The organism is Kribbella sp. NPDC051620 (assembly GCF_044453825.1).
Lineage (GTDB): Bacteria > Actinomycetota > Actinomycetes > Propionibacteriales > Kribbellaceae > Kribbella.
In genome coordinates this window covers 1,060,241-1,072,212 of sequence record NZ_JBITDB010000003.1, presented here as the reverse complement: position 1 = coordinate 1,072,212, position 11,972 = coordinate 1,060,241, and the positions used below count along the sequence as shown (strand labels likewise).

General features: G+C 69.1%; 11 protein-coding genes. 7 read left to right on the top strand and 4 right to left on the bottom strand.

All coding sequences use genetic code 11. The features are described 5' to 3' along the window. Window positions 1-8: 8 nt before the first annotated feature. The 3 genes from ACIA12_RS17980 to cofD form a co-directional block, all read right to left on the bottom strand. The gene (locus ACIA12_RS17980) at window positions 9-683 is read right to left on the bottom strand and encodes a DUF3105 domain-containing protein (protein ID WP_396368106.1); all 675 of its coding nucleotides are present in this window, start codon (window positions 681-683) and stop codon (window positions 9-11) included. Window positions 684-815: 132 nt separating this feature from the next. Beyond that, window positions 816-1,784, bottom strand: a complete 969-nt coding sequence (locus ACIA12_RS17975; protein ID WP_396368105.1) for a coenzyme F420-0:L-glutamate ligase — start codon at window positions 1,782-1,784, stop codon at window positions 816-818. Beyond that, window positions 1,781-2,758: a 2-phospho-L-lactate transferase gene (gene cofD, locus ACIA12_RS17970; protein ID WP_396368104.1), complete on the bottom strand. Its 978-nt coding sequence runs from the start codon at window positions 2,756-2,758 to the stop codon at window positions 1,781-1,783. Before cofD ends, ACIA12_RS17975 begins: the two co-directional genes overlap by 4 nt. A gap of 113 nt (window positions 2,759-2,871) precedes the next feature. On the opposite strand from cofD, the gene ACIA12_RS17965 reads away from it, so the two are divergent. The 4 genes from ACIA12_RS17965 to ACIA12_RS17950 all read left to right on the top strand — a co-directional run bounded on the left by ACIA12_RS17965 (window position 2,872) and on the right by ACIA12_RS17950 (window position 9,202). Then, entirely contained in the window at window positions 2,872-4,104 is a 1,233-nt protein-coding gene (locus ACIA12_RS17965) for a hypothetical protein (protein ID WP_396368103.1), read from the top strand. Between the two features lie 287 nt (window positions 4,105-4,391). Then, window positions 4,392-4,643: a WhiB family transcriptional regulator gene (locus tag ACIA12_RS17960; protein WP_203589828.1), complete on the top strand. Its 252-nt coding sequence runs from the start codon at window positions 4,392-4,394 to the stop codon at window positions 4,641-4,643. 171 nt (window positions 4,644-4,814) lie between these two features. After that, on the top strand, window positions 4,815-7,727 hold the full coding sequence (locus ACIA12_RS17955; RefSeq protein ID WP_396368102.1) for a glycosyltransferase: 2,913 nt from the start codon (window positions 4,815-4,817) through the stop codon (window positions 7,725-7,727). A 5-nt stretch (window positions 7,728-7,732) separates the two neighbouring features. Further along, window positions 7,733-9,202 (top strand): DUF5719 family protein, encoded by a 1,470-nt coding sequence (locus ACIA12_RS17950; protein ID WP_396368300.1) that lies wholly within the window; start codon window positions 7,733-7,735, stop codon window positions 9,200-9,202. 8 nt (window positions 9,203-9,210) lie between these two features. Here ACIA12_RS17950 and ACIA12_RS17945 read toward each other — a convergent pair whose 3' ends face one another. Then, a complete protein-coding gene (locus tag ACIA12_RS17945; protein WP_396368101.1) occupies window positions 9,211-9,657 on the bottom strand; it encodes a metallopeptidase family protein in 447 nt (148 codons plus the stop codon). A gap of 31 nt (window positions 9,658-9,688) precedes the next feature. On the opposite strand from ACIA12_RS17945, the gene ACIA12_RS17940 reads away from it, so the two are divergent. The 3 genes from ACIA12_RS17940 (at window position 9,689) to ACIA12_RS17930 (ending at window position 11,966) form a co-directional block, all read left to right on the top strand. Next, window positions 9,689-10,081 carry a DUF3499 domain-containing protein gene (locus tag ACIA12_RS17940; RefSeq protein WP_396368100.1) on the top strand — a complete coding sequence of 131 codons (393 nt, stop codon included), beginning with the start codon at window positions 9,689-9,691 and terminating at the stop codon, window positions 10,079-10,081. A 69-nt stretch (window positions 10,082-10,150) separates the two neighbouring features. After that, window positions 10,151-11,239 (top strand): Gfo/Idh/MocA family protein, encoded by a 1,089-nt coding sequence (locus ACIA12_RS17935; protein ID WP_396368099.1) that lies wholly within the window; start codon window positions 10,151-10,153, stop codon window positions 11,237-11,239. Continuing rightward, window positions 11,232-11,966, top strand: coding sequence for a ThuA domain-containing protein (locus ACIA12_RS17930; RefSeq protein WP_396368098.1), 735 nt, complete (start codon window positions 11,232-11,234; stop codon window positions 11,964-11,966). Before ACIA12_RS17935 ends, ACIA12_RS17930 begins: the two co-directional genes overlap by 8 nt. Window positions 11,967-11,972 lie beyond the last annotated feature (6 nt).

Genomic DNA, 11,972 nt, shown 5'->3' with positions numbered 1-11,972 from the left:
TGGGGAACTCAGCCGCCGTTCGGCTCCTGGGCGTCCGTGGATGGGTACTTGTCCATGAAGTTTTTCAGGGCTTCGCCGGAGACTGTGCTGCAGAACTGGCGGTGGCCGAAGGCGGTTTTGCCGTCTTGGCCCATGCCGGACCAGTGCGAGAAGGCGATGTTCTTGCCGGCCGGCCAGGCGGCGCCGTCGGAGGCCTTGAAGGGGGCGGCGATGAACTTGCCGTTGGAGCTCTCGGGCAGCTTGGCCTTGGAGATCTTCTCGATCAGGTCGACCTGGTCCTTCTTCTTCATCGTCTCCTCGTTGTACCAGAGGATCGTGTATCCGTGTTCCAGGTTGTGGACCAGGTTCGGGACCGGCGGGCGGTCGCTGTCGGCGTAGAACTTCTTCGACAGCGGGGCCCAGACGGCGTAGTGCGGGCCGGAGGAGGGCGGCGAGACCGGGTACGGGATCACGGTGCCGTCCGGCTTGTGGTCCTGGGTGCCGGAGGCCTTGTCCTCGGTCGGTGTGTCGCAGGACGCGGCCGAGGCGGCGACACCGAGCTCGGTGATCGCCTGGTTCTTGGTCCTGGAGTCCTGGATCAGTTTGACCGCCGGGTAGGCGATGATCGCGAGACCGACGACCATGCAGCCGGCGATGATGAGCCGGGTGCGGACTTTGTCGCCGCGGGCCTGATCGCGCTGCATCTTTTCGACGAGCTCGCGGCGTGACTGCTTCTGAGACTTACCCACAGTGATGGTCTTCCCGGATCAGGGGCGGTCTCGGAGCCGCCGTGCGGATGCAGTGTACGCAAGGTGCCTGAGAAGTTGCCTAGAAAGCTACCGAGACCGTGAGCCGAACGTGACCGTCGCCTCACTCCCTGGCCCGGTCGCAACCGAGACCCCGTAACCCTCCGCGTGCAGCACCAAGGCCAGCCGCTCAGCGGCCATCCCGACGGCGACGCCGTCAGCCCCAGTGACCTTCACAGCATCGCCGTCAAGCTCCACCTGTACGCCGTCCAGCGGCACGGCCGCCCAGAGCTCGGCAGAAGCCTCCCGAGGACCGCTGACAGCCTTTCGATCCAGTACTGCGGCCAGCGCCGCCTCCCGGGTCCCCAGGCTGAACAGGTCCATCTCTGCATCCCGCACCAGCGCCCGAGCCCCATTACCGTGCTCACCGGCCGGCAGCACCACATCAGCCAGCCCACGCAGCACTGCGACCGGTACGCCGTCCGCCTTGCCCTTCACCAACTCGCTGGCCGCAGCGATCTCATCAGCCAGCGCAGGCTCGGTGACGGCCAGCACGTTGCCGTGGCTGTCCGTAGTACCGCGCAGATCCTCGATCACCTGTACTCCGGCCGCGCCGATCGCCAGGTCGACCTGCCCGTTGCGCCACGGCCGCCCGAGCGTGTCAGTGACGACCACACCCACGTTCACGTCGTACCGGTCCTTCAGGGACTCCCGCAGCAGCCGGGCGGACAGGTCCGGGTCAACCGGCAGCAGCAGCACGGTGCCGGGCGCCGTGTTGGACGTATCCGTCCCAGCAGCCGCCATCACCAGCCCATGCCGCGTCTGGACGATCCGGGTGTCGCCACGCGACGCCACCACCCGCACGAGCTCGGCATCGATCGCCTCGTCCCGGGTGCCGGTGGTCAGCCGCCCCTCCGCCTTGCTGACGATCTTCGAGGTCACCGAGACCACATCGCCGTCATGCAGGTCAACCGCCGACCCGATCAGCCCGGCCAAGTCATCCCCGGCCGCGACCTCGGGCAGGCCGACCACCGGGAAGACCTCGAGGTGCTTCCTCACCGGCGGACCGCCTCGGCCAGCGTCAGCGCAGCGGAGGCCAGCGCGGCCGTCGTGTCCTCGTCGGTCATCCACAGCGGTACCGCCTGGGCGTGGATGCCGGCCGTCGCGATCGACTCCAGCTGAGCCGCATCCGACGTGTCGATCAGCCAACCGTCCAGTACGCCGTCCGCCGCCCGCGACCCGTAATGCCGGGCGACGGCACCCGCCGTCGACTCCACGCCGATCGCAGCCAGCACCTTGTCGGCCATCCCGCGGACCGGGCTGGTGCCGATGATGGGGGAGATCCCGATCACCGGCGCGGAAGTCTCGCGGACCGCGTCACGGATGCCGGGGACGCCCAGGATGGTGCCGATCGAGACGACCGGGTTGGACGGCGGCAGCAGCAGCGCGTCGCACTCGGCGATCGCGTCCAGCACACCCGGCGCCGGCTTGGCCTTCTCCGAGCCGACCGCCACGATCTGGTGCGCGGTCACCTCGGCGTGCAGCCGGACCCAGTACTCCTGGAAGTGGATCGCCTTCTTGGTACCGGGGTTGTCCGGGTCGTCGACCACCACATGCGTCTCGACCCGGTCGTCGCTCATCGGCAGCAGCCGGACCGGCAGCTTCCACCGGCTGCAGAGCGCCTCGGTCACCGCGGCCAGCCCGTAGCCGGCGTCGAGCATCTGGGTCCGGACCAGGTGAGTGGCCACGTCGCGGTCGCCCAGACCGAACCAGGTGGGCTCCACGCCGTACGCCGCGAGCTCCTCCTTGATCACCCAGGTCTCGTCCTCCCGGCCCCAGCCACGCTCCTTGGAGATGCCGTTGCCCAGGGTGTACATCACCGTGTCGAGGTCGGGGCAGACCCGCAGCCCGAACAGGGTGATGTCGTCCGCGGTGTTCCCCACCACGGTGATCTCGGCGTCCGGGCGGGCCTTCAGCAGGCCGCGCAGGAAGGTGGAACCGCCGATGCCACCAGCAAGCACTGTCAATCGCATGGGAACAGTTTCCACGAGTCGTCAAAGCAGTCGACCACCGCACGACTATGCTGCCGAGGGTCCGATGTGTGTCAACGTCAGTTGAACGGCCCCCAACATCCCGAGGAGCCCTCGTGGTCACCGACGCAACCAAGAAGCTCAGAGAGCCGGTCGCGTACATCTTGCTCGCCTTCGCCGGCCTCGTGGCGCTGGCCTTGCTGATCCGGCTGTTCGTCGGCAGCGCGGGCTTCACCAACGCCGCTGCTGTCGTGCAGGGCCAGGTCACCCCGCCCACCCTCCAGCCACTCGTGCTGCTGGTCGCGCTAGCGGCGTCGGTCTGGCTGGTGAACGAAGCGGGTGAGCGGACCCCGAACGCCCGCACCGTCACGCTGGCGGCGCTCTCCATCACGGGCCTGCTCGTCCTGATCGGACTGATCGTGGCCTTCGCCAGCTTCGGCGAGACCAGCACGGCCGGCCTGAAGATCTCCAGCTTCATCTTCGCTCTCGGCGGCCTCGCGCTGTACGGCGTCGTCGGTCTCTACATCCTGAAGACGTTCCAGAGCCTGCCGGCTCCGGTCCGCGTTCCCAAGGCGGCCTCGCAGGGCCAGTTCGCCGGCCAGCAGGGTCAGTACGGCGCTCCGGGCCAGTACCCCCAGCAGGGCGGCCAGTACGGCACCCAGCAGGGCCAGTACGGGCAGTACGGTGCTCCGCAGGGCCAGTACGGTCAGAACGAGCAGTACGGCGCGTACGGCGCCGGCGCGGCCGGTGCCGCTGCAGGTGCAGCTGGTGGCTACGCCGCAGCACAGGGCGGCGAGCAGCAGTGGCCGCAGGAGCAGAGCTGGAACCAGGGCGAGCAGCAGCAGACCTGGCCCGTCAGCGACGCAGAGGCCCAGCCGCACGCCGAGAGCCCGGCCGCACAGCCGGTAGAGCAGGCATGGTCCGCTGAGGGCCACGCAGCCGAGCCGACGCAGCAGTGGAGCCCTGAAGGCCAGCAGCAGTGGGGCGGCCAGGAGCAGGGCCAGCAGTGGCCGCAGGAGCAGCAGCAGTGGGGCGGCGCCGACTCCGGTCAGCAGTGGGGCACTCCGGGTCAAGAGCAGTACGGCCAGCCCGCACAGCAGGAGTGGCCCGCGCAGGAAGCCGCGCAGCCCGAGCAGCAGCACCAGACCTGGCCGCAGGAAGGCCAAGCCTGGCAGGCAGAAGCGGCCCCGGCGGCCGAGCAGCCGGCCGAGGCAGCGGTTCCCGAAGGGGCAGACGAAACCCGCGTGGAGACGCCGGTTTCCGATGCTCCGAAGGACCAGGAAGCACAGCAGCAGCAGGATCAGCAGGGGCAGGGCGGTCAGCAGGGCTGGTGGTCACAGCCTTCCTGACCAGGAAGTTACTCGCCCTGACAGGGCGACGAAGTAGACCGAGAGGCCTGTGCAGACAGGCCTCTCGTTCTTTTGCAGCCGTGTTGCGGATGATGCCAATAGCAGACCACGGCTTGACTTTCGTGGATTGCAGGAATGTAATTTCAACCGTGTCGTTCGTTGGACACTCGGTATCGGGGACCGCTTTCAGCACACAGAGCGGTCGAGGTCAGGCATGTGGGACCGCAAACCCACATGTACAGGGGAACGAACAGGGTCGAGGAGGTCGTACCGTGACAGAAACGCTGCTGGCGATTGTCGACGGTGAGGCGATCGAGGAGGAGCCGAACTGGCAGGAACGGGCGCTGTGCGCCCAGACCGATCCAGAGGCTTTCTTCCCGGAGAAGGGTGGTTCCACCCGCGAGGCGAAGAAGGTGTGCCTCGGGTGCGACGTTCGGGGCGAGTGCCTCGAGTACGCACTGCACAACGATGAACGCTTCGGAATCTGGGGCGGGCTGTCGGAGCGGGAGCGCCGCAAGCTGAAGAAGAAGGCTGTCTGACAACGGCCTGATTCCTTGAGTTGACAAGTCCATACGATCATCGGCGTGAGGCCCCGGAAGGACTTTGTCCACCGGGGCCCGCTGCTGTGTACGGGGCGACTCTCGGGGTCGCGTAAGGTGAAGCCTCGCTGTACCAGGTCGTCACTTTCCCCTGAGGTGTCACTGCTCCGCATGGAACCAGAAGCTCCGGCCGGCTGGGAGTTCTTCGACTCAGTCGACTTCCCCACCGACCTCACCAACGATCCGATGGGTCGCGCGCCGATCCGGCACGTCGTCACCGCGGTCGTGGTCGGCCACGAGGGAGCCGCCTGGCTGCCCCGGCTGACCGAGGCGCTGTGGGCGCTGGGCCGCCGTCCCGAGCGGCTGATCGCGGTCGATACCGGTTCCACCGACGAAACCGCCGAGCTGCTCGCCACCATGCCCGCCGTCGAACCCGTCGTGAGCCTGTCGGCCCGTACCGGCTTCGGCACCGCGGTCGCCCGCGGCATCGAGACGGTCGGCTTCGCGCCGGTACCGTCCGCAGTCGGCCCGTACGGCGACGATCAGCACATCCCGGTGGTCGAGTGGCTCTGGCTGCTGCACGACGACTGTGCACCGGCCCCGAAGGCGCTGGAGCAGCTGCTGCTGCAGGCGACGATGTCGCCGGACACCGCCGTCTGGGGTCCCAAGCTCAGGATGTGGCCGCGTGACCGGGAGCTGCTCGAGGTCGGTGTCACGACCTCGCTCGGTGGCCGCCGCGACACCGGGATCGAGAACGGCGAGCTCGACCAGGGCCAGCACGACCAGCCGCGCAACGTGCTCGCGGTCAGCTCGGCGGGCATGCTGGTCCGTCGCGACGTGTGGGAATCGCTGCGTGGCTTCGATCCGCGGCTGCCGATGTTCCGCGACGACATCGACTTCGGCTGGCGCGCGAGCCGGGCCGGGTTCAAGGTCGGCGTCGCGCCCGACGCGGTCATCTACCACGCCGAGGCCGCGGCGACCGGCGAGCGGGCGCTGGCCGGCACCCGTCGGCACGCGTACCAACTCGACCGCGCCCACGCGTACTACACCGTCCTCGCGAACGCACCTGGCAAGCTGCTTCCGCTGCTGGTGCTCAGGTTCCTGCTCGGGACCTTCGTCCGCTCGGTCTGGTTCATCATCGGCAAGACGCCGTCCGGCGCGGTCGACGAATGGACCGCACTGCTCGGGACCTTGCTGGCCGGCGGCTGGACGCAGGCGCGCAAGGATCGCCGCCGGCTCGACCAGGTTCCCTACGAAGACATCAAGCCGCTCTTCTCGCGCTCGGTGCACGCACTGCGGCACAACCTCGAGGAGACCGGCAGCACCATCACCGAGCGCCTCCGCGAGGCGTGGGCCGACGAGCCCGAGGAGCAGGTCGTCACGACCGCTCGCCGGGCCAAGAGCACCGCCCGGGTCGCGCAGGACCAGCCGCGCTGGCGGCGGCAACTGATCCGTCGTCCCTTCTTGGTGACGTGGGTTTTCCTTGCTCTCGGTACGTTCGTCGCCGCACGCAGTCTGATCGGCAGCGGCGTACTGCGTTCCACCCTGTTGCTGCCTCCGCACGAGAGCCTCGGGTCGCTGTGGCACGCGGCCGCGGCGGCACCGCCCGGTGTGACTCCGCCGGCTTGGCTCGCTCAGTTCTGGGCGTTGTCGACGGTGACGTTCGGACCGTCGGGCGCGACGAACGTCATCCTGCTCGGCGCGATTCCCCTTGCTGCGCTGGCCGCTTGGGGACTGCTGCGCGCCTTCGTGGTCGACCGCGTCGCGCGAGCCTGGGGCGCGGCGGCGTACGGGTTCGCGGTCTTCACCAACGGTGCGATCACGCAAGGCCGGATCGGGACGGTTGTCGCGGCGATCGCGCTGCCGCTGCTCGGTGCCGCGGTGCATACGGTGGCCAGGCGTCGACGCGTGGTCATCCAGGGCAGTTGGCGTGCGGCCTGGTTCGCCGGCATCTGCCTGGCCGTGCTGATCGCGTTCACGCCGGCTTTGGGTCTGCTGGTCGGGATCACCTTGGCTGTCGGTGCGCCGCTTGGTCTCGGCTGGCGTCGTCAGGGTCGGCAGCTGGTTTTCTCCGTCGTACTGGGCCTGGTGCTCGTGCTTCCGTGGACGATCGAGCTGGTGATGCACCCGTCGAGGCTCGGCCAGGAAGCTGGTGGCCCGCCCACGGCAGCGATCGGCCCGGGCGACAGCCTCACCCACCTGCTGACCGGTACGCCGGTTGGCGCGCCGGTGCCGTGGTGGTTCGCAGTACCGCTGATCCTGGTGGCTCTGTTGAGCTTGCTGCGTGAGTCGCGGCAGCGGTACGAGCTGATCGGCTGGTTCGCCGCACTGGCCGGATTGGCGGGCACGTTGATCGCCAGCCGGCTCGGGGGTGGCAGTGGTCCGCTGATGTTCCTGATGACGGCCGGCTGGATCATCGCGATCACCGTCGCGTGGGACTCGGTCGGCAAGTCGCGCGATGTCATCGTCCAAGCCGTACTCGGCCTGGTGCTGGTCGCGACGCTCGTCACGGCCGGCTTCTGGCTCGTGCGGGGTGACGACGGCCCGTTGCGGCGTGGACCTGAGCAGGACCTGCCGGAGTACCTGATGTCGTCGCAGGCGCCGCCGGAGAACGCGTCGATCCTGGTGGTCCGCAAGGACGCGACGACGGCGATGCGCTTCTCGCTGGTCCGCGACGGCGGTCCGCGGATGGGGTCGCTGGAGGCTGCGCCGAAGCCGGCGCAGACCAAGCCGATCACCGACATCCTGTCCGCGCTGGGCGGCGGTGGTACCGGTGAAGAAGGCCGGCAACTCGCAGCACTCGCGGTCGACTATGTGTATCTGCCCGCACCCGTCGACCCGACGCTGATGGCGACGCTCGACTCGCTGCCCGGCCTGACCAGGGCCAGCGCTGCCGACGGCGACGCCTCCTGGCTGGTCGACCGGACGAAGATCGAGGGCAAGACGCCGCTGCAGGACGACGTACGCGACATCTGGCGGGTCCTCGGCATCATCGCCTGGATCATCGCGCTGATCTCGTGCATGCCGACCGCGCGGCGCACCGTCGCGACACCGCGCGGGACACATGCAAGGAGGGTGTCGTGAGCGGCATGTTGTCGGACGTCCGGATCAGGGTCGGCGCCTGCGTGCTCGCGATGGCGGCCGCGGGCGGCCTGGGCGTCGTGACGCACGCCAAGGAGCCGGTCACGCGTCCCGAGGGCGCCGGCGGGGTGACCCGCACGATCGTGAACCGTACTGCGCTGAGCTGCCCGGCCCCGGGCCCCGGCGGCAAGATCCAGAGCGCGATCGACGCGGTCTCGCCACAGCTGCCTGAGGGCACTCCGGTCGCTCCGGGCGCGGCGACGCCGTTGTCGATCGGTCCGCTGCCCGCCACGTCGGACCCGATCGGGTCGGTCCTGGTCCGCGGCAAGATCGCCTCGACGGCCAAGACCGCAAAGCCGGTACCGCTGTCCATCCGCGGCATCGGCCCGCTCGCGGCCGGCACCGTCGGCACGAGTACCTCGGTGTCGACCGAAGGCGTGAACCGTGGCATGGCGAGCGTGCCCTGCCAACTGCCCGGGTCGGACTTCTGGTTCGTCGGGGCGAGTGGCGCCGCCGGCCGGCGCGACATCCTCGAGCTGACCAACCTCGACAGCGTCAACGCCGAGGTCAACGTCACCGTCTACTCGGCCAACGGCGCGCTCGACCTGCCCAACGCGCGCGGGATCGTCGTACCGGCCCGTGGGACCACCGCGGTGTACCTGAGTCTGGTGGCCCCGAAGGTCCGGGACCTGGCGTTGCACGTCGAGTCCACCGGCGGCCGGGTCGCGGCGGTTCTGCGGGACAACGCGAGCGACGGCAAGAAACCCGCCGGCGTCGACTGGATCAATCCGTCCGCCCCGCCGGCCACGTCGCTGGTGATTCCCGGGCTCGCCGCGGGCAAGGGCATCCGGATCATCACGCTGGCCAATCCGAGCGACCTGCAGGCGACGGCGACGCTGACCATCAACGGGCCGAACGGGCCGTTCAAGCCGGCCGAACTGTCGACGATGCAGATCCCGGCGGGCACGGTGAAGTCGATCCGGCTCGACTCGGTCCTGCTCGGCGACCCGTCCGCGGTGACCGTCAGCTCGGACCAGCCGCTGACCGGCTCGACCCGCACGATCGACGCGAGCGGCGAGGACTTCGCGGTGCTCGGATCGGCCGAGGCACTGACCGGACCGGCCTATCTCGTGCTGCCGGCGCATTCGCAGCCCGCCCAGTTGCAGATCACCGCGCCGAGCAAGACGGCGACGGTGAAGTTCGAGCTGCGCGACGTGGCCGGCAAGCTGCTCGCCGCGAGGTCGCTCGACGTGATCAACGGCGGGACGACGATGATCCCGTTCAAGGCGCAGCCGCGACCGACCTACCTGATGGTCGAGCAGATCAAGGGCTCGGCGGTGGCGGCGGTGACGTTGATGCCGCCGGCCAAGCTCGGTGACGACGAGGTGCCGTTGGTGGCCGCGTGGCCGTTGACCACGTCACTGGTGTTCCGGGCCCAGCTCGGCGCGCAACCGGACGTACGGGCTGCCCTGAAGTAGGCAGATCTTCAGTCGTCGTCGGTGTCGAACTCGGGGTCGATCTGCTCCGGCGACAACGCCAGTACGTCGGCGAGCTCGAGCACCAGCGCCGACCGGACCAGCCAGGCCAGGCTGGTGCCGGACCGTTCGGCGCGCAGCTCGATCGGGCGGCGGAAGACGACGATCCGGTAGGGCTCGTGCGACGTGCCGCCGGTCGAGTGCGTCAGCGGGATCTCGCCCGCGTGCAGGTCGAGGTTCGGCACGTCCTCGATCGCGAACTCGACCCGCGCGACGACCTGCGGCAGCCGCTTCTCCAGCCGGGTCACCTCGATCGCGACGACCTCGTCGAACTGGGCCGCGGCGGACCGCTGCAGGGGGAGTCCGCGCGGGGCGAAGCTGCTCGGCCGGCTGATCGGTCCGAGCATGCCGCGGCCATGGCGGTCGATGTGCCGTCGATGACGGCGAGCCTCGGTCACGCGATCAGCCTAGTGGGGGTAGCGTCTGGACGTGAGCATCGCCAGGATCTGTTCGCGCGCCGCGTGCCATCGGCCGGCGGTGTCGACGCTCACTTATGTCTACGCCGACTCGACCTGTGTGCTGGGCCCGCTCGCGACGTACGCCGAACCGCACTGTTACGACCTCTGCGCCGACCACGCCGACCGGCTGACCGCGCCGAACGGCTGGGAAGTGATCCGGCTCGCTCCGGATCCGGCCGCCTCCGGTCCCTCCGACGACGACCTCGAAGCGCTGGCGAACGCAGTACGCGATGCCGCCCGGCCGTTGCCGTCGCCGAGTCGTGAGTCCGTCCCGGGCGCGCCGGTCGAGATAGCCCGCCGCGGCCATCTGCGGATGCTGCAGGATCCGGGCTCGACGGCCGCCGACACCACAGAGCAGGCCTGAACCTCACCCCGTTCCACAGCGTGGGATGAGGTTGACCACGTTGTCAGGTACTGACAAGACTCCTGACTTGTGAACGATCAAAAACTACGGGTCGGAGTGGTCGGCCTCGGCTTTGCCGGGCGGACCGCACTGGAAGCGTTCTCGGAGCTGCCCGACGTCGAAGTGGTGGCGCTCGCGGGGCTCGAGACGGACATCCTGAAGAGCCTGGGCGCCGAGCACTCGGTGCCCAACCTCTTCGAGAAGTGGGAGGACCTGATCGCCGTCGACGGCCTGGACGCCGTCAGCATCGGTACGCCGACGCAACTGCACGCCCCGATCGCGCTGGCGGCCCTGGAACGCGGGCTGCACGTGCTCTGCGAGAAGCCACTGGCCCGTACGGTGGCCGAGGGCACCGCGATGGTCGAGGCCTCGAAGAAGGCCGGCCGGGTGCTCAAGGTGGTGTTCAACCACCGCGAGCGCGGTGACGTCGCGACCCTGAAGCACCAGATCGACGAGGGTCTGCTCGGCCGGATCTACTACGCCAAGGCGCACTGGATGCGCCGCAACGGCATCCCCGGGATGGGTGGCTGGTTCACCAACCGCGAGCTGTCCGGTGGTGGTCCGCTGATCGACCTCGGCGTACACATCCTCGACATGGCCCTGCACCTGATGAACGAGCCGAAGGTGACCACGGTCAGCGCGAACACCTTCGCGGAGCTCGGCCCGCGCGGTCGCGGCAGCGTGAGCAGCGTGATCCGGCCGACCGTCGACACGCTCGGCGCCAAGTTCGAGGTGGAGGACCTGGCCACGGCGTACCTGCGGCTGGAGGGTGGCGGGGCGTTGCAGCTGGAGACCAGCTGGGCGACGTACCGGGCGCCCGGCGACAACTTCGGGATCGAGCTGTTCGGCACCGAGGGCGGCGCCAAGATCGACGTCCAGAACTACACCAACACCGACACGCTGAAGATCTTCACCGACGTCGGCGGCATCCCCGCCGAGGTCCGTCCGGCCACCGGCGCCGGGCTCGGCCACCGCGCGGTGGTCAGCGAGTTCGTCGCCATCGTGCTCAGCGGCGACTGGTCGGCCCACAACGGTTCGGAGGCGCTCGCGCGCACCCGGATCATCGACGCCGCCTACGCCTCGGCGCAGGCCGGACGAGAGGTAGTACTCGATGCTTAAGGTCACCGTCTGGGGCGAGAACGTCCACGAGCAGGACGACGCCGCTGTCCAGAAGATCTACCCCGACACGATGCACGAGACGATCGCCGCCGGGCTGCGTTCGTCGCTGGGCGAGGAGGTCAAGGTCCGTACTGCGTGGCTGCAGCAGCCCGAGCACGGCCTGACCGACGAAGTACTGGCCGACACCGATGTGCTCACCTGGTGGGGGCACCGCGCGCACGGCGACGTGGACGACGCCGTGGTCGATCGGGTGCAGGAGGCGGTGCTCTCGGGCATGGGCCTGATCGCGCTGCACTCGGCGCACTTCTCGAAGATCTTCAAACGCCTGATGGGTACTACGTGCTCGCTCGACTGGCGTTCTGACGACGACCGGGAGCTGCTCTGGACCGTCGCCGCCGGGCACCCGATCGCGGCCGGCGTACCGCATCCGCTGGTGATCCCTCAGGAGGAGATGTACGGCGAGCTGTTCGACATTCCCCAGCCGGATGAGCTGGTCTTCGTCAGCTCCTTCTCCGGCGGCGAGGTGTTCCGCTCCGGCTGCTGCTACCGCCGCGGCCAGGGCCGGGTGTTCTACTTCCGCCCCGGCGACCAGGAGTACCCCACCTACCACCAGCCCGAGATCCAGCGCATCCTCGCCAACGCCGTCCAGTGGGCCGCACCGGCCGTCGACCGCAAGCTCCCCGACGTCCACCACCGCCCCACCCCCGGCTGGTTCGAAACAGCCTGAAACACA

Bases quoted from the DNA above. Each gene is read 5' to 3' on its own strand.
- cofD (WP_396368104.1), bottom strand. From the start codon at position 2,758: ATGCGATTGACAGTGCTTGCTGGTGGCATCGGCGGTTCCACCTTCCTG.
- ACIA12_RS17930 (WP_396368098.1), top strand. From the start codon at position 11,232: ATGCTTAAGGTCACCGTCTGGGGCGAGAACGTCCACGAGCAGGACGAC.
- ACIA12_RS17950 (WP_396368300.1), top strand. From the start codon at position 7,733: ATGTTGTCGGACGTCCGGATCAGGGTCGGCGCCTGCGTGCTCGCGATG.
- ACIA12_RS17980 (WP_396368106.1), bottom strand. From the start codon at position 683: ATGCAGCGCGATCAGGCCCGCGGCGACAAAGTCCGCACCCGGCTCATC.
- ACIA12_RS17955 (WP_396368102.1), top strand. From the start codon at position 4,815: ATGGAACCAGAAGCTCCGGCCGGCTGGGAGTTCTTCGACTCAGTCGAC.